General features: G+C 60.4%; 20 protein-coding genes. 10 read left to right on the top strand and 10 right to left on the bottom strand.

Annotated features, from left to right (window positions below):
- Window positions 1–2: 2 nt before the first annotated feature.
- Window positions 3–311, top strand: a complete 309-nt coding sequence (locus tag GIW48_RS20240; protein WP_017137300.1) for an addiction module antidote protein — start codon at window positions 3–5, stop codon at window positions 309–311.
- On the opposite strand, the gene GIW48_RS20235 is transcribed toward GIW48_RS20240, so the two are convergent.
- Both GIW48_RS20235 and GIW48_RS20230 read right to left on the bottom strand, forming a co-directional pair.
- Complete coding sequence (locus GIW48_RS20235) at window positions 296–1,495, bottom strand: MFS transporter (protein WP_236472918.1); 1,200 nt, start codon at window positions 1,493–1,495, stop codon at window positions 296–298. The two genes, GIW48_RS20240 and GIW48_RS20235, sit on opposite strands and share 16 nt — an antisense overlap.
- Window positions 1,492–2,655, bottom strand: coding sequence for an MFS transporter (locus GIW48_RS20230; RefSeq protein ID WP_236458983.1), 1,164 nt, complete (start codon window positions 2,653–2,655; stop codon window positions 1,492–1,494). Before GIW48_RS20230 ends, GIW48_RS20235 begins: the two co-directional genes overlap by 4 nt.
- A gap of 95 nt (window positions 2,656–2,750) precedes the next feature.
- Between GIW48_RS20230 and GIW48_RS20225 the strand changes: the two genes are divergently transcribed.
- From GIW48_RS20225 to GIW48_RS20205, 5 genes are all read left to right on the top strand, one after another.
- Window positions 2,751–3,644: a LysR family transcriptional regulator gene (locus GIW48_RS20225; RefSeq protein WP_236447681.1), complete on the top strand. Its 894-nt coding sequence runs from the start codon at window positions 2,751–2,753 to the stop codon at window positions 3,642–3,644.
- A 167-nt stretch (window positions 3,645–3,811) separates the two neighbouring features.
- Complete coding sequence (locus tag GIW48_RS20220) at window positions 3,812–3,994, top strand: type II toxin-antitoxin system HicA family toxin (protein WP_017736377.1); 183 nt, start codon at window positions 3,812–3,814, stop codon at window positions 3,992–3,994.
- A gap of 22 nt (window positions 3,995–4,016) precedes the next feature.
- Window positions 4,017–4,427: a type II toxin-antitoxin system HicB family antitoxin gene (locus GIW48_RS20215; protein WP_169985481.1), complete on the top strand. Its 411-nt coding sequence runs from the start codon at window positions 4,017–4,019 to the stop codon at window positions 4,425–4,427.
- 75 nt (window positions 4,428–4,502) lie between these two features.
- The gene (locus GIW48_RS20210; protein WP_017137294.1) at window positions 4,503–4,826 is read left to right on the top strand and encodes a hypothetical protein; all 324 of its coding nucleotides are present in this window, start codon (window positions 4,503–4,505) and stop codon (window positions 4,824–4,826) included.
- 88 nt (window positions 4,827–4,914) lie between these two features.
- The gene (locus GIW48_RS20205; protein WP_017137293.1) at window positions 4,915–5,415 is read left to right on the top strand and encodes a methylated-DNA--[protein]-cysteine S-methyltransferase; all 501 of its coding nucleotides are present in this window, start codon (window positions 4,915–4,917) and stop codon (window positions 5,413–5,415) included.
- Here the strand turns inward: GIW48_RS20205 and GIW48_RS20200 are convergent, their stop codons facing one another.
- Entirely contained in the window at window positions 5,416–6,198 is a 783-nt protein-coding gene (locus GIW48_RS20200) for a GNAT family N-acetyltransferase (protein WP_138452872.1), read from the bottom strand. It abuts the gene before it with no gap.
- A gap of 181 nt (window positions 6,199–6,379) precedes the next feature.
- Between GIW48_RS20200 and GIW48_RS20195 the strand changes: the two genes are divergently transcribed.
- Window positions 6,380–6,805 (top strand): low affinity iron permease family protein, encoded by a 426-nt coding sequence (locus GIW48_RS20195; protein ID WP_017137291.1) that lies wholly within the window; start codon window positions 6,380–6,382, stop codon window positions 6,803–6,805.
- A 54-nt stretch (window positions 6,806–6,859) separates the two neighbouring features.
- Here the strand turns inward: GIW48_RS20195 and GIW48_RS20190 are convergent, their stop codons facing one another.
- The 3 genes from GIW48_RS20190 to fos form a co-directional block, all read right to left on the bottom strand.
- A complete protein-coding gene (locus GIW48_RS20190; protein WP_017137290.1) occupies window positions 6,860–7,387 on the bottom strand; it encodes a DUF4142 domain-containing protein in 528 nt (175 codons plus the stop codon).
- Between the two features lie 119 nt (window positions 7,388–7,506).
- Window positions 7,507–8,148, bottom strand: coding sequence for a LysE family translocator (locus tag GIW48_RS20185; RefSeq protein ID WP_236462883.1), 642 nt, complete (start codon window positions 8,146–8,148; stop codon window positions 7,507–7,509).
- Window positions 8,149–8,202: 54 nt separating this feature from the next.
- The gene (fos, locus tag GIW48_RS20180; RefSeq protein ID WP_176991247.1) at window positions 8,203–8,613 is read right to left on the bottom strand and encodes a fosfomycin resistance glutathione transferase; all 411 of its coding nucleotides are present in this window, start codon (window positions 8,611–8,613) and stop codon (window positions 8,203–8,205) included.
- Between the two features lie 101 nt (window positions 8,614–8,714).
- On the opposite strand from fos, the gene GIW48_RS20175 reads away from it, so the two are divergent.
- Both GIW48_RS20175 and GIW48_RS20170 read left to right on the top strand, forming a co-directional pair.
- On the top strand, window positions 8,715–8,954 hold the full coding sequence (locus GIW48_RS20175; protein ID WP_017137287.1) for a CopG family ribbon-helix-helix protein: 240 nt from the start codon (window positions 8,715–8,717) through the stop codon (window positions 8,952–8,954).
- Window positions 8,944–9,228 (top strand): type II toxin-antitoxin system RelE/ParE family toxin, encoded by a 285-nt coding sequence (locus tag GIW48_RS20170; RefSeq protein WP_017137286.1) that lies wholly within the window; start codon window positions 8,944–8,946, stop codon window positions 9,226–9,228. The genes GIW48_RS20175 and GIW48_RS20170 overlap by 11 nt, the downstream gene beginning before the upstream one ends.
- A gap of 7 nt (window positions 9,229–9,235) precedes the next feature.
- Here the strand turns inward: GIW48_RS20170 and GIW48_RS20165 are convergent, their stop codons facing one another.
- Complete coding sequence (locus tag GIW48_RS20165; protein WP_395600163.1) at window positions 9,236–10,144, bottom strand: LysR family transcriptional regulator; 909 nt, start codon at window positions 10,142–10,144, stop codon at window positions 9,236–9,238.
- Between the two features lie 77 nt (window positions 10,145–10,221).
- Between GIW48_RS20165 and GIW48_RS20160 the strand changes: the two genes are divergently transcribed.
- Window positions 10,222–10,710 carry a DMT family transporter gene (locus GIW48_RS20160; RefSeq protein ID WP_169985474.1) on the top strand — a complete coding sequence of 163 codons (489 nt, stop codon included), beginning with the start codon at window positions 10,222–10,224 and terminating at the stop codon, window positions 10,708–10,710.
- Here GIW48_RS20160 and GIW48_RS20155 read toward each other — a convergent pair whose 3' ends face one another.
- The 3 genes from GIW48_RS20155 to GIW48_RS20145 are packed head-to-tail and all read right to left on the bottom strand — an operon-like array spanning window position 10,711 to window position 14,233.
- Window positions 10,711–12,042 carry an MFS transporter gene (locus GIW48_RS20155; RefSeq protein ID WP_236463067.1) on the bottom strand — a complete coding sequence of 444 codons (1,332 nt, stop codon included), beginning with the start codon at window positions 12,040–12,042 and terminating at the stop codon, window positions 10,711–10,713.
- A 59-nt stretch (window positions 12,043–12,101) separates the two neighbouring features.
- Window positions 12,102–13,043: a hydroxymethylglutaryl-CoA lyase gene (locus GIW48_RS20150; RefSeq protein ID WP_236463063.1), complete on the bottom strand. Its 942-nt coding sequence runs from the start codon at window positions 13,041–13,043 to the stop codon at window positions 12,102–12,104.
- Window positions 13,040–14,233: a CaiB/BaiF CoA transferase family protein gene (locus GIW48_RS20145; RefSeq protein WP_236463060.1), complete on the bottom strand. Its 1,194-nt coding sequence runs from the start codon at window positions 14,231–14,233 to the stop codon at window positions 13,040–13,042. The genes GIW48_RS20150 and GIW48_RS20145 overlap by 4 nt, the downstream gene beginning before the upstream one ends.
- Window positions 14,234–14,640 lie beyond the last annotated feature (407 nt).

The raw sequence follows: 14,640 nt of genomic DNA, 5'->3' as shown, positions 1-14,640 counted from the left end.
TCATGACTCAAACACTGACGACATTTGATATGGCCGAGCTGCTCGACAGTGATGAGGCCATCAGCGAATACCTTTCTCAGGTGCTGGCTGACGGTGACAACGAAGAGTTCCTTCGCGCCGTAGGCTACGTCGCCAAAGCCCGTGGCATGACAAAGATCGCCACGGATGCGGGCGTAGGGCGCGAGAGCTTGTACAAGGCATTTGCCCCGGGCGCAAAACCTCGTTTTGAAACGGTTCTGAAGGTGCTTCACTCACTGGGCATTGATCTGTTGGCTCGGCCTGGGCATACCAGCAATTATTCGATTGTTTGAGGCGCACACCCCCGCTGCACCACCCACGCCAGCGGCAACGTCACCAACAACATGCCCGCCAATACCATCACCGCCACCGGCACGCCCAGTGCATCGCCCACACCACCAAACAGAACCGGCGCCAGCGCGCCGCCGCCGATCGTACCGGTGTAGAACACAGCAAACGCCTGCTCGCGTTTTCCCGCCGCTGCCAGGTCCGGCACGGCGCCGTACAGCACTGAGGAGGTGCCATTGAGCACCAACCCTAGCAGTGGCAGCATCACCATCAGCCCATTCAGCGGCAGGTACACGGCGGTAATGATCAGCAGCGCCGTGCTGGTTTCCGTCAGCCATACGGTTTTCATCATGCCGATGCGGGCACCGAGGTAGCCGCAGAGCAATTTGCCGAACGCGCCACCGATAAACAGCAGCGTCAACGCCAGGCCGATGCCGGCAGTTCCCGCGCCTTTGGCTTGCAGCAGAAACGGCAGGAAGGTGAGAAAGCCCATGCGCACGGCGCTGTCGAGCGTGCCGGTAAGCATCAGGGCGCGCAGGCCGGTAATGGAGCCGGTTCCGCTGAGGGGTTTGGCTTTTTTTACAGAAGCGGTTTCGGACATTTGCGCAGGCACTAACCACCACAACAACCCCGCCGCCGCCACGCCGAGCAAGCCCAACAGTGTGGCACTGGCGCGCCAACTGATGACGGTGAGCAGCAAGCCGACCAACCCCGGAATCAGGGTTTTGCCGATATCGCCGGAAAAGTTGTATTGGGACAAGGCTTGCTTGACCCCGCCGCCGTCCTCATAAGCATCAGTAATCATCGAAGAGGCTAATGGGTGTTGGGTGCTGGCGCCCAAACCGCCTAACAGCAACGCCAATAGCAGCATGATCAGCCCAGTGGCCTGCCCCACCAACAAATAAGCGACGCCAGCAAGCGCCGTGCCGCCCACCAGCATCGGCATGCGCCCCCATCGTCGGGCGGCGCGGCTGGCCATCAGCTGAAACACGGCCATCATCCCGGAATAGGCACCGCGCAACAGCCCGATCTGCGCGTAGGAAAGAGCGAACTGTGCCTGCCAGATCGGCAGCAGCACGTAGATCACATCCGTGAGGCCATCGTGTACGGCATGGGCGCCGCACCCGGCGATCAGCGAGCGGCGGCGGTTTGAGGTTTCGCGGGCAGGCACAGCGCTGGTGTCGGTCATGATGCTTGGATCAACTCAGGTTTAAGGGGCTTCCAGCCCGTCAGGGCGATCAGCAACGTCAGCAGTTGAAAGCCGATAATCAGCGCTACACACCCAGCCCAGCCCCAGCGCTCCCACATCAAGGCGGGGACGATGGCACCACAACTGCCGCCCAGGTAATAACACGTGAGGTAAACGCCCACGGCGCCTGCCTTGTTGGCCTGCGCGGTGGCACTGATGAACGCGTTGGCGGCGGCCTGGGCGAGAAAGACACCGGTCGAACTGAGCGCCAGGCCCGCCACGATGCACCCCAGCGACGGCGCCAGGGTCAGTGCCGAGCCACTGATGCCCAGCACGGCAGCCACAGCCAGCAGCTCGGCGTGGGGCCGCGCTTTGCTGAGGCGGCCGGCGATAGGGATCACGATCAAGGCCAGCAGAAACACCATGTACAGCGTGCCCAAGGCCGCAGGCCCGAGGTTGAAAGGCGGTAGGCCAAGGTAGAGTCCCGCGTAGGTAAATGCCGCAACCTGGGAGAACAACACACAAAACCCTACGGCGTAGGCAGCTACCAATGGCTTGCGAAAAACGCCTGACGAAGCAGCCTTGACCGGTGCGACTCGCGGCGGGTTATCGGGCAGCAAAAACTGAATGAACCCACCGACCATCAAACTCAATACGGCCAACAATTCAAAGGCCTCGCGCCAGCCGACATATTCGGTCATCACGCCGGTGACGAAGCGCCCGGCGAACCCGCCCAGTACGGTGCCCGCCACATAGAGGCTGGTGACTTCGGTCACCGTGGCGCCGTGCCAGCGGTCGCCGATGTAAGCCACGCTGGTGGCAAACACCACCGGGATCAACATGCCTTCCACAAAGCGCCACACCAACACTTCGGCAAAGCTGCCGGCGTAGGCGGTCATCAGCGCGGGCAAGGCCAGTAACAGCGCGGTCACAGCGATGACCGTACGCTGCTGGAAACGCCCGGTCAGCCGGCCGACAAATGGCGCGGTCACTGCCACGGCCAGGGTGGTGACCGTGATACTCCAGCCCGCCGCCTTGGCGCTGATATGAAACTGCTCGGCGAACGTGGTCAGGATGCTCTGGGTGGCATACAGGTTTAGAAACGCCGCGCAGCCACACAGGAACAGGGCAAGACGGGCACAATGCAGGCGCGGTTTCATGAAACCTCTCGTTTTATTTTGTGAGGTCTTTATAGAATGGCCAGCGGGTCTTAAACCAATACCGAATTCGAACCGATCAATACCCAGGGATCAGGATGCTCGACCTACGCAAGCTGCGTTACTTTCTGACGGTCGCCGAAGAACTGCACTTCGGCCGCGCAGCCCTTCGCCTGCACCTGGCCCAGCCGCCGTTGACCCGGCAGATCTCGGCGCTGGAAACGGAGTTGGGCTTCAAGTTGTTTGATCGCACCAGCCGCACGGTTTCCCTCACCGCTCAGGGCCGTTCGTTCTTGCCCTATGCGCGTGGCGTGTTGGAACAGGTGGAGCTGGCACAGGTAATCGCCGGTAAATTGGCCGCCGGGACCGCTGGGCAACTGACCTTGGGTTACGTCAGTTCGATCGCGCTGTCGGACCTGTTTAGCCAGGCGATCCAGGCCTTCGCCCAGGGTTTTCCCGATGTGCAGTTGACCTTGGTGGAGTGCGCTTCCGGCAGCCTGGGCGCACAGGTGGCAGATGGGCGCCTGGATGTCGGCCTGAGTCGTCTGCTGCCGCAAAGCCAGGCCGTGCAAGCGCTGTCGCTGGGTGAGGAGCGCTTGTGGGCGGCGGTTTCCAGTGAAAGTCCGTTAGCCGACCAAACGCAGGTGAGCCTGGCGCAGCTCAGTGCTTACCCGCTGATTCTGTTTCCGCCCGATTACGGGTCGGGGTTGAACCAGTCGATCGAGCAGTTGTACCGACATCACGGCGTGCCCCTGCGCGCCGGGCCGACCGGGCGGCAGATCACTTCGATCATTGCGTTGGTGGCCGCCGGGCAAGGCGTGGCATTGGTACCCGAATGCACCCGGAGCTTGATGAACAAGGGTATCACCTATAAGCCCATGGTCGAGGTGGATGCCTGTGCGCAGCTGTTGGTGCTGACGCCTGCGACCAGAAAAAGCCTGTTGGCTGACGCATTTCTCGCCGTTCTCGCCCATGTCTTAAACAACGAGTAACACTTCGAAAATCCCCGCAATACCTCTCTAAGACGCCGTTTTCAAAGGCTCATACACTTCATTCAGCACTTACCGAAACGCCGGTCGTCAGCCGTCGGTAGGTAGAGTGTTGATAATTTATTTTCAGTGGTTATAGTCACTACCAACACACACCACAAGGAGGTGCTGTGGATAGCCGATATTTGATAGGTCACATTGTTGCGGATGGCTGGTACCTGGTACGCACCCGAGGCAGTCACCACCACTTCAAACACCCGACCAAACCGGGGCTGGTGACGATTCCTCATCCAAAGAAAGACCTGTTGGACAAGACCGCCAAGAGTATTTTGAAACAGGCGCTGCTGAGCTGAGCGCCCCTGGAGAGCAATAGACATGCTTTACCCCATCGCAATTTCAACCGGTGACGAGGACCACGCCTGGGGTGTGGAAGTGCCGGATATTCCTGGCTGCTACTCCGCCGGCGACGACCTGGACGACGCCATGGCCATGGCCCGCGAAGCGATCGAAGGGCACTTTGAAATCCTTGCAGAGGATGGCGCGCCGATTCCCACCGCTCAGAAAGTCACCCTGCACGCGGCCAACCAGGCATATGCCGGCTGCATTTGGGCCGTGGTTGATATTGATGTCACTAAATATCTGGGCAAAGCGCAGAAGCTCAATATCACCCTGCCGGGTTACCTGCTGAATCGAATTGATGAATACGTGTTGCATCATCCTGAAGAAAAAAGCCGTTCCGGCTTTCTGGCATCGGCAGCACTAAAGGTTCTGCAGCAGGAACATTGACTTAAGCAAATTCCTAAAGCGACGAAGACGACCTTCGTTAAAAATGCGCACATATCTTACCCATGAGCAGAGCCAATGCGCGTGCCTGTACAAAAAACTGAGAGCCAAGTCGTTAGAAAGGTGGTGGGGCTGGTATTGATCATTCCACTGCTGTTACCGCTGACGCCAATCCCTTTCGGCCTGAGGAGCCTGGCGTCGATAGCGGCTCTGGCGGGATCCATCTATGGCGTCTGGTATTCAAGGCAGAACGCCAGCCGAGGCATCACACTCTGCGCAACCGCACTTGCGCTACTTAACCTCGGTTCATGGGTAGCACTGTCGACGCCCTCGATCGTCTGGTTCATCTATTTCGTCGCTTGGGCCTATGGTTCCGGTAACTGGATTCACTGGAGCATTTAGTCCCAGTAGAATTTGACCGCAAGAAACTGGGTTTCCCAACCGCCCACAAGGTGGATAGTGGCCCCCTACATCTTCAAGGAGCCCGCTCATGCCCTACCAATACAAGCTCATGCCTTCCCCCGTCGGCCAGCTCACCCTGGTGGCGCGCAACGGCAAACTCAGCGCCATCCTGTGGGAAAAAGAACGCGCCAATCGCGTGCGTCTGGGCGAGTTGCATCTAGCCGACGACAGCCCGGTGTTATTGGAAGCCGAGCGCCAGCTACGGGAATACTTTACCGGCACCCGCAATCAGTTCGATCTGGCGTTGGACTTCGACGGCACCGATTTCCAAAAACAAGTCTGGCAGGCACTGCTGACCATCCCCTTCGGCGAAACCCGCAGCTACAGCCAGATTGCCCAGCAGATCGGCAACCCCAAGGCCGTGCGCGCGGTAGGCGCAGCCAATGGCCGCAACCCCATCTCGATCGTCGCGCCCTGCCACCGGGTGATCGGTGCTTCGGGCGGGCTGACCGGGTTTGCCGGTGGGCTTGAGGCCAAGCAGTATTTGCTGGCGCTTGAGGATCGCGGCCAGGCAAAGCTGGCCCTCTGATTACGCGTCTGCAAGGGCGTCACGGGTAAAGGCCTGGCACTCGTACAAAGGTTCGAAACCTAGTTGCCGGTACAGCGCGAAGGCACCCTGCGAGGCTTCTAGAAAGCATCGCAGGGCCCCGAGGCTCGACGCGTGCAGCAGAGCGGCATGGATCAATCGAGTGGCGTACCCTCTGCCACGCAAGCCCATGAGTGTGCCGATATCGCTAAGCCGGGCCTCACCATCACACAGGGACAGCACCAGCGAAGACCTTACCTGCCCCTCATCGGACAAGATGAAGTGGTAAAGCGCCTCACCCGCGTCCAGGGCCCGCTGGTGGCGGACCTGATAACGCGCAACCTCCTCGGGCAGCCTCATGAACGCACTGCCAAAGGGCTCAGCCCAATCGTTCATGTTCCGCGTGAGCTGGACCTGCACACCGCTCTCGCCCACCCATGGCGCCAGGCACGCCAGGTCACCCACCATCGCGGTGGTCTTTTCGACCGGCTTAAAGCCGTGTGCCAAAAACACCTCACCCAGCGCTTCGACCTGTTCCTCATGGATCACCACGCGTATTGCCTGCGTGGTACGCCGGATAAGCTCCAGCGGTGCGGCCAAAGCGTTATCCAGCAAAGTGCTGCCAACCCGGATAAACAACAAATTGAACGGGCTGAAATACTCATCCGTGAAATAAGCATTGATGCCGCCGCTGTATCGACGATGCGTTGGGCACACCGCGGCAAAAAAATGCTCTTCGGTTTTACCGTAGAGCGTGGGCAAATCGCAGGCGGCGTTAGCGTGCATGGGAGAACATCCGGATAAAAAAACCAGTCTTGCTCCCGCCACTCAAAGGCGCAGTAGGCCAATTCCTAAGATAGCCGGAGGAAAAAGCACGACATTGTTCTAACCCTAAAATGTAAAAAGAAATTTCGAAGCGGGCCTGCGGTCCATAATTTCATCACCCTCCGGTCAAGGAAAAACGGTCATGAAATTCTCTGCAGTCTCCCAATCTCTGTCCCGCTGGGCAGGCAGTGCCCGCACGTTCTACGTGGCTGTCGCACTGATTTTCCTGTGGAGCCTCAGCGGGCCATATTTCCACTACAACGACACCTGGCAACTGATCATCAATACCTCGACCACCATCATCACCTTCCTGATGGTGTTCCTGATCCAGAACACGCAAAACCGCGACAACGACATCCTGCATATCAAGATCGACGAGTTGCTGCGCGTCTCCAAGGATGCGCAAAACGCCGTGCTGAGCCTCGATGGCCTGGACCGTAAGGAACTGGAAAAACTGCGCAGCGAATACCGCAGCATCGGCGCCGCAGGCAATGTCAGCCTCAACAGCAGTTGCGGCGAAGTAGTCGACGATGCGGTGACCAACAAAACCGATCTGAACCAGGCATAAAAAAACGGCGGCTGGAGAAAATCCAACCGCCGTTTTCTATCTCAAGTGACGGACTCAACCGTCGCCTTGATGACCTTTGCCATAGGTCGACGCCAAGGCACGGGCCTTTTGCAGGCGCTCCTCCAACTTGGGCAGCGTTTCATCCACCAGCGCTTTGATTTCCGGCACATCGGACGCCGCACCTTCCTGTTTGAACAGGGCAATGGCGTCTTCGTTTTCCTTGACCTGTTGCGCGGTGTAGGCCGCGTCGAAGGAGTCGCCGTCCTTGAGTTCGGGCATCAAGGTTTCGGCTTTATCGACGATCTTCTCGCGCGGGGCCACCGGCAAGTCGAGTTTCTTGGCGATGGCTGCCAGGTGCTGGTTGGCCTGGGTGCGTTCGTTGATCACCTCGATGGTGTAGTCCTTGATTTCCTGGGACGAGGTTCTGGCGTGGGCCATGCGACTGGTTTCGATATCGGCCATCCCTTTGGCCGAAGCCTGCTCGATGAATTCAGCAGGCGACTGGGCGAAAGCATTGCTGGCGCCGAGGCCCAGCAGCATCGCGAAACTGGCGGTGCGTAACCGGATAGCCATGCGGCTCATGATGGGTTCCTCCAGGTCAAAAATAGGTGCGGGAACAGACGCCCCGCCCTGAATTCGAATTTTCAGGGCGGCAAAGGTTTAGAAAAAACTCGCCAGTGCGACGAACGGTCGTCGCTGTATCAGGCCGGTTTGCTGCCAAACAGGCCCGGCAACGCATGCGCCAGGGCATTGATGGCGAAGCCGATAAACATCACGCCACAGAGTTTGGTGATAAGGATTTCATGGCGCTGATACACGGTGCGCACACGTCGGGCGCCGACCACGCCGATCAGAATGGCATAGGCCAGCAGGCCACCGATAAAGCTCAGGAAGATCAACGACGGCAGCATCGCCCACGTCAGCAACTCGGCACGGCTGGACAACAACGCGGTGAAGGTCGCCACGGCCACCGGGTAAGCCTTGGGGTTGGTGAGACCGAACACAATGCCGTGCCAGAACGGGTGCCGCGCCGCGTCCTGAGGTGCATCGCTGCTGCGCCGCTGGGTACGGATCGCACGCCAGCCGAGCCAGAACAGGTATAAACCGCTGAGCACGCCCAGTGCATCAAAGGCTGTGCTGCCCACTTCCCGCGCGCCCACGATGGCAATCAGCGCCGTGCTGCACCACACCACGTCACCCAGCAAATGCCCGCACAAAAAACCCGCCCCGGCACGGCGACCACGGGCAGCGCCGATACCGAATACGGCGAGCACGCCCGGACCGGGCGTAATGCCATAGATAAAACCCGAAGCAAGCACGGCGAACAGCAGGGATAGGGTCATGGGCGCGACTCTGATAGACGGTGATGAGGTGGATCGATTCTGCACGTTCCGCCGCTACGGGTAAAACTTCATTCCTGCATAAGGCTTGGCGCGACAGGCCTGCAAACGTGAGGCCAGATCGCCGACGTGGGCTTCGAGCTTGTGGCCATCGGGGTCGAGAAAGTAGAACGACGCGCCTTCACTGCGGTTGTCGCGCCATTCCCGCACCTGCGCAGCGCGCAGGCGCGCCACCAGCGCCGCAAAATCACCGGTATCGGCGGTAAACGCGTAGTGCGTGTATTCAGCCGCAGGCTCTGGCGAGCGCAATGGGTCGAGGGACAAGCACAGCCATAAACCGGGTAGGGACAAATAGGCGCCGCCGTCCCAGGTCGCATCGAGCCGAAGTTGCAACAATTGATAGTAGAAGCCGATGCTGCGGTTCAGGTCGGTGACGGCAAGGGTCAGGTGGTTAAGGCCGCAGAGCATGGAATGTCCTTTTATCTATTCACCCAGTGACGAACGGGGCAAACCGTTTTTGCGATGACGATGTAGTATGTTGCACTACACATCACTACATCGAGGCTCTTATGTCTGTTATGTCTCTACGCATACCGGAAGACGTCGCCGACACGCTTGCCAGTCTCGCCAAGGCGACAGGGCGCAGCAAATCCTTTCTAGCCGTAGATGCATTACGCGAATACCTGACGCGTGAGGCCTGGCAAATAGAGGAAATTCAAAAAGCATTGAAAGAAGCTGATGCGGGCGACTTTGCGACAGCGGCCGAAGTAAAAGCAGTCGCCGATAAATGGCGTAACAATGCAGGTTGATTGGCTGAGGGCTGCCCTCAGGAATCTTGACGATGAAGCGGCCTACATTGCCGAAGAAAACCCGAAAGCTGCCCATGAGTTCGTGCAGGCGATCTTGACCGGGCTTGAACATGTCGCTGAATTTCCGGCAATGGGCAAAGAAGGCAGAGTGCCCGGCACGCGCGAATGGGTAGTGCCCCGATGGCCCTATATCGTTCCCTACCGTATTCGAGATGGCCGGTTACAGGTGATGCGAATTTTTCATACACGCCGCCAGCCACCCGCTTCCTGGTAGCCACGGTTCAGACGGACAATACACCCTGCACCTGCCCAATCAACCACTGCAACCCCGAATCCCCGCCCCGCCGCGCATGCCACGCCAACTCAAACGCAAACGAAGGGATATGAAACGGCGGCGGCACAGCCAGCAGGTGCTGCTGATCGATGTTGAGCAAGCCTCTGGATGACACCGTCAAAACCAGGTCTGTGCCCTGGATCAACTGCGGTGCCACGCCCCAGTGCGGCAGGCTGATCGCCACATGCCGGCGCTCACGAATTGCCGTCAACGCCCGTTCGATCTCCGGGGTGCCGCTGCCGCGCATTTCCAGCAACACATGCGGACGCGACAGGTAAGCGGGCAGATCGAGCACGCCGTTTTTCGGCAGGCTTTCGCGGTCAATCAGGCAGGTGTAATGCTCTTCGAATAACGGCGTGGTGCGCAGTTCGGCGGGCATGTCGGGGAACACCCCGGCGGCCAGGTCGAGGTCACCATTGAGCACGCCATCGACCATGCCTTCGCGGCTGGCCTGGACGATTTGCAGGTCGATGCCAGGCGCTTCACGGCGCAAGGTGCGGACCAGCCCCGGCAGGAAAATCGCCGCGCTGTAGTCCGACATCGCCACACGAAACCGGCGCTTGGCCGATGCTGGATCAAACCGGTTGGGCGCCAGCAGCGCCTGCACCTGGGCCAGGGCTTCGGCCAGTGGCGCGGCCAGCTCCAGGGCGCGGGCGGTCGGCACCAAGGCACCGCCCTGGCGCACCAGCAATGGGTCACCAAGCAGATCACGCAAGCGCGCCAGCGCATGGCTGACCGCCGGCTGGCTCAGGTGCAGGCGCTCGGCGGCGCGGGTGACGTGTTGCTCGCTGAGCAAGGCGTCGAGGATCACCAGCAGGTTGAGGTCGATGCGACGCAGGTCATTCATCAGCTGCATGCTCAGCATAAGAACTTGGAATTTAAATTTGCGCGACGAATAGCCTAGAGTCCAGCAAAACCTCTGGGAGAACTGAGATGACGACGTTGCATTGGGTAGGTCTGTTGGCACTGGCGGTGATCGCCGGCGCGGTGGTGCCGTTTCAGAGTGCGATCAACGCAAGCCTCGGGCGCGGGCTGGGGCACCCGTTGTGGGCCACGCTGGCGTCACTGCTGGTGAGCATTATTGTGTTGCTGCCGGTCATCATCGCGCTGCGCCTGCCCTTGCCGAGCCTGGCCTTTATCACCAAGGCGCCGCTGTGGATATGGGCCGGAGGCGCGTTTGGCGTGTGCTTTATTTCGCTGGCGCTGATGTTGCTGCCCAAGCTCGGCGCGTCGGGGTTTATTGCGCTGGCCATGGCCGGGCAGATTCTCGCTTCGCTGCTGCTCGATCACTTTGGCCTGTTCGGCCTGATGGAACGCCAACTGACAACGCCCCGCGTGCTGGGGGCGTTGTTGTTGATTGGCGGGGTGGTGTTGATTCAGTTCAGCGCCACACCGGCCCGCGCCCTTGCCACGGCAGGCTGATCAGCCCCTGTCGAGCGTGCGCAGTTTTTGTGGCAAGCCCCACAGCAGCAGCGCCGCCGCCAACAGCGCACACACACCGATCACATACAGCGCCGGCGTGGTGCTGCCGGTGAGGTCCTTGATGCGCCCCACCATCACCGGGCTGACGATACCGCCGAACTGCCCGAGGGTGTTGATCACCGCAATGCCACCGGCCGCACCCGCACCGGCGCCAGCCAGCAATTTGGGCGGCAGGGTCCAGAAGGTGGGGATCGAGGCAATAATGCCCGCGCCCAACAGGCCCAGGGCGATGATCAGGAAGGTGGTGTGGTCGGCAAAGATCCCGGCGCAGAAGAAGCCAATGGCGCCCAGTACCACCAGGCCGCAGACAAACTTGCGGCGCTCACCGGTGGCGTCCGACAGTCGCCCGATCACCACCATGCTGATCGCCCCGCACACATAGGGAATGGCGGTGAGCAGGCCGATCATCACCGGGCTCTGGGTACCGGCACTGCGGATCAACTGTGGCGCCCAGAAGTTGAGACCGTAAGACGCCACCTGGATCAGAAAGTAGATAAACCCAAGCATCAAAAACCCAGGAATACGGATCGCCGAAAGCAGCGAGCCACCATGCTGGTTCGGCTCATGCTTGGCGATGCGACTCGACAGCAGGGTTTTCTCGGCAGGCGTCAGCCAATGCGCGTCTTCAATGCGGTCCTTGAGCAAGGTCAGCACCAGAAAACCCAGGCCGATGCAGGGCAAGCCGCCGAGCAGGAACAGCCAGTGCCAGCCGCGCATTTGCAGTACGCCGTCGAGGTGTTCCAGCACCAGGCCGGAAAATGGCGCGCCGACTAAACCGGCGAAGGCCGAGGCCAGGAACAGCATCGAGGTGATGCGCCCACGAAAGTGCTGCGGGAACCACAGCGTCAGGTAATACAGCACGCCAGGCGCAAACCCCGCCTCCATTGCGCCGATGATGAAGCGCAGGCCATAGAACTGCCATTCGGCGGTGACAAACACCATGGCCGCCGTGGCCAGGCCCCACGACATCATGATGCGCGCGATCCAACGGCGGGCACCGACCTTGTAGAGCATCATGTTGCTCGGCACTTCGAACAGCACATAACCCACCACAAACAAGCCGGCGCCCAGGCCATAGGCGGTGTCGCTCAGGCTCAGGTCGGTTTGCAGCTGGAACTTGGCGAAGCTGATGTTGATGCGGTCAAAAAACGCGAACAGGTAGCACACCATGATCAGCGGCATCAGGCGCCAGGCGACCTTACTGACCAGGGCTTTTTCGGCATCGATTTCAGCGGCCGGGCGCACGCCGGCCTCTAACGTATTAGTGCTCATGGTTTCTCTCCAGCGGGCTGCTCACAGGCGCCCGATTGTTTTTGTTGTCTGGTAGCGCGTTACAGCGTGGCGATGTAAGCCGGTGGCGGGTGCAGGTCGCCATTGCGCCCGGCCTTGGCGACTTGGCCGGGCAGTTCATGCCCAAGCAAGGCCGGCAAGCGACGGGACATTTGCAACAGGTGCGGCAGGTCGATGCCGGTGTGAATGCCGACCTCTTCGCAGAGGTTGACCAAATCTTCGGTGCAGATATTGCCCGACGCGCCCGGTGCAAACGGGCAACCGCCGAGGCCACCCAATGCCGCATCAAACCGGCGGGCTCCAGCCTCGTAAGCGGCCAGCACATTGCACAAACCCAGGCCACGGGTATTGTGAAAATGCAGGGTCAGATCGCTGGCCGGCACCTGTTGCAGCACGCGCTTGACCAAACGTTCGACCTGTCGCGGATTGGCCATGCCGGTGGTGTCGGCCAACGTGATGCCCTGAATGCCCAACTCGCGATAGGCGTCGACTATTTGCAGCACGCGGTCTTCATCGATCTTGCCTTCGAACGGGCAGCCAAAGGTGGTGGCAATGCTGCCGTTGAGCCGCACCGGGTGGTCGGCGGCAAAGCTGACGATATCGCCAAACGCCGCCAACGATGCCTCGCAACGCATGCGCATATTCGCCAGGTTGTGGGTCTGGCTGGCGGACATCACCAGGTTCAGCTCATCGGCGCGCGACTCGATGGCGCGCAGGGCGCCCTTGAGGTTGGGGATCAGCGCCACATAAATCACACCGGCCCGGCGCTCAATGCCCTGGAACACCTGCTCGCCATCACGCAACGCGGGAATGGCCTTGGGCGACACGAACGAGCCCGCCTCGATCCGCGAAAAACCGGCCTGCGCCAGCGCGTTGATCAGCGTGATCTTGTCGGCGGTTTCAACCCACGTCGGTTCGATCTGCAAGCCATCGCGCGGGGACACTTCCTGCACGATCAGCGCGTCAGAATAATCAGTGATCATTGCACCACTCCCGCGGTCTTCAGGCGTTGGATATCGGCGCCGGTGAGGCCCAGGCTGCCGAGGATGTCATCGGTATGCTGGCCCAGGGTCGGGCCTTGCCAGTTCACACCGCCAGGGGTTTCGGAAAGTTTGGGCACAATGCCAGGCATCTTCACCGACACGCCGCCGGGCAATTGGGCATTGAGCAGCATGTCACGCGCCTGGTAGTGCGGGTCGCTGACGATATCGGCCACCGAGTAAATGCGCCCGGCCGGCACCTCGGCGGCTTCGAGCGCGCTGAGCACCTGGTCGATAGGCAGGCTGCTGGTCCAGTGGGTAATGGCCGCATCGAGCAGGCCACTTTTGGCGGCGCGGCCGTCGTTGTGGGCAAACTCCGGCGCTTCAGCCAGGTCGGCACGGCCGATGGTGTGCATCAGACGCTTGTAGATCGGGTCACTGTTGCCGGCGATCACCACATAGGCGCCGTCGGCAGTCAGGTAGGTGTTGGACGGCGCAATACCCGGCAAGGCGCCGCCGCTGCGCTCACGCACATGGCCGAGCATGTCGTATTCGGGCACCAGGCTTTCCATCAGGTTGAACACACTTTCGGCCAGTGACACATCGACAACCTGCCCCTCGCCCTGCCCGGTCTTGACCCGCAGCAGCGACATCAGCGCGCCGATCACCGCGTGCAACGAGGCGAGAGAGTCACCCAGGCTGACGCCAACCCGCGCCGGCGGAGAGTCGGGGTTGCCGGTGGTGTAGCGAATGCCGCCCATGGCCTCACCGATCGCACCAAACCCTGGGCGATCGCGGTAAGGCCCGGTCTGGCCGTAGCCGGAGATACGCACCAGAGTCAGCTTGGGGTTCAGCGCATGCAGCACGTCCCAACCCAGGCCGAGTTTCTCCAGGCCGCCAGGGCGCAGGTTTTCGATCAGCACGTCGGCGTCGCCCAGCAATTGCTTGATCAACCCCAGGCCTTCCGGGGACTTGAGGTCCAGGGCGAGCGACTTTTTGTTACGCGATTGCAGGTACCACCACAGCGACGTGCCTTCGTGCAGCTTTCGCCATTTACGAAGCGGGTCGCCCTGGCCCATGGCTTCGATCTTGATCACCTCGGCGCCAAACTCGGCCAGCATCCGCGCGGCGAACGGCGCGGCAATCAGCGTGCCGATTTCAATCACCTTGATACCGCTCAATGGCGCTGTCATGGGATGGTCCTCTTGTTCTTGGAATATGCAGCCAAGGCTAGAGGACAGAGGGAAGATAAATCCAACCGTCAGTTGGCAAGGAGCGTTCGCGAAATGCGAACGGCTATTGGCTGCCGGCGTCAGTCAGATCGCTATCGCGGGCAAGCCCGGCTCCCACAGGAGGAATGCGGCCCCTTGTGGGAGCCGGGCTTGCCCGCGATGAGCATAGGTATCTACACAACTTTTAAAAGCAGCCTATTTCTCCTGTGGCGAGCAGGCTTGTCCTGCGTTGGGCTGCGGCGCGGCCCCAGTACAGGCACGGCAATTTTGCTGAAAGTACTCAGCGTCTGTTTTTGGGGCTGCTTCGCAGCCCAACGCAGGACAAGCCTGCTCGCCACAGGAGAAATAGGCTGCTTTTAAAAGTTGTG

Source organism: Pseudomonas sp. PA-6-3C (assembly GCF_021605825.1).
Taxonomy (GTDB): Bacteria; Pseudomonadota; Gammaproteobacteria; order Pseudomonadales; family Pseudomonadaceae; genus Aquipseudomonas; species Aquipseudomonas edaphica.
The sequence above is the reverse complement of the archived record's forward strand: the minus strand, read 5'-3'. Positions and strand labels throughout refer to the sequence as shown.

What these genes read in the sequence shown, in the direction of transcription:
- GIW48_RS20225 (WP_236447681.1), top strand. Translation starts at nt 2,751, where the DNA reads ATGCTCGACCTACGCAAGCTGCGTTACTTTCTGACGGTCGCCGAAGAA.
- GIW48_RS20215 (WP_169985481.1), top strand. Translation starts at nt 4,017, where the DNA reads ATGCTTTACCCCATCGCAATTTCAACCGGTGACGAGGACCACGCCTGG.
- GIW48_RS20190 (WP_017137290.1), bottom strand. Translation starts at nt 7,387, where the DNA reads ATGAGCCGCATGGCTATCCGGTTACGCACCGCCAGTTTCGCGATGCTG.
- GIW48_RS20195 (WP_017137291.1), top strand. Translation starts at nt 6,380, where the DNA reads ATGAAATTCTCTGCAGTCTCCCAATCTCTGTCCCGCTGGGCAGGCAGT.
- GIW48_RS20155 (WP_236463067.1), bottom strand. Translation starts at nt 12,042, where the DNA reads ATGAGCACTAATACGTTAGAGGCCGGCGTGCGCCCGGCCGCTGAAATC.
- GIW48_RS20205 (WP_017137293.1), top strand. Translation starts at nt 4,915, where the DNA reads ATGCCCTACCAATACAAGCTCATGCCTTCCCCCGTCGGCCAGCTCACC.
- GIW48_RS20240 (WP_017137300.1), top strand. Translation starts at nt 3, where the DNA reads ATGACTCAAACACTGACGACATTTGATATGGCCGAGCTGCTCGACAGT.
- GIW48_RS20150 (WP_236463063.1), bottom strand. Translation starts at nt 13,043, where the DNA reads ATGATCACTGATTATTCTGACGCGCTGATCGTGCAGGAAGTGTCCCCG.
- GIW48_RS20165 (WP_395600163.1), bottom strand. Translation starts at nt 10,144, where the DNA reads ATGCAGCTGATGAATGACCTGCGTCGCATCGACCTCAACCTGCTGGTG.
- GIW48_RS20235 (WP_236472918.1), bottom strand. Translation starts at nt 1,495, where the DNA reads ATGACCGACACCAGCGCTGTGCCTGCCCGCGAAACCTCAAACCGCCGC.
- GIW48_RS20175 (WP_017137287.1), top strand. Translation starts at nt 8,715, where the DNA reads ATGTCTGTTATGTCTCTACGCATACCGGAAGACGTCGCCGACACGCTT.
- GIW48_RS20210 (WP_017137294.1), top strand. Translation starts at nt 4,503, where the DNA reads ATGCGCGTGCCTGTACAAAAAACTGAGAGCCAAGTCGTTAGAAAGGTG.
- GIW48_RS20160 (WP_169985474.1), top strand. Translation starts at nt 10,222, where the DNA reads ATGACGACGTTGCATTGGGTAGGTCTGTTGGCACTGGCGGTGATCGCC.
- GIW48_RS20185 (WP_236462883.1), bottom strand. Translation starts at nt 8,148, where the DNA reads ATGACCCTATCCCTGCTGTTCGCCGTGCTTGCTTCGGGTTTTATCTAT.
- fos (WP_176991247.1), bottom strand. Translation starts at nt 8,613, where the DNA reads ATGCTCTGCGGCCTTAACCACCTGACCCTTGCCGTCACCGACCTGAAC.
- GIW48_RS20200 (WP_138452872.1), bottom strand. Translation starts at nt 6,198, where the DNA reads ATGCACGCTAACGCCGCCTGCGATTTGCCCACGCTCTACGGTAAAACC.
- GIW48_RS20145 (WP_236463060.1), bottom strand. Translation starts at nt 14,233, where the DNA reads ATGACAGCGCCATTGAGCGGTATCAAGGTGATTGAAATCGGCACGCTG.
- GIW48_RS20170 (WP_017137286.1), top strand. Translation starts at nt 8,944, where the DNA reads ATGCAGGTTGATTGGCTGAGGGCTGCCCTCAGGAATCTTGACGATGAA.
- GIW48_RS20230 (WP_236458983.1), bottom strand. Translation starts at nt 2,655, where the DNA reads ATGAAACCGCGCCTGCATTGTGCCCGTCTTGCCCTGTTCCTGTGTGGC.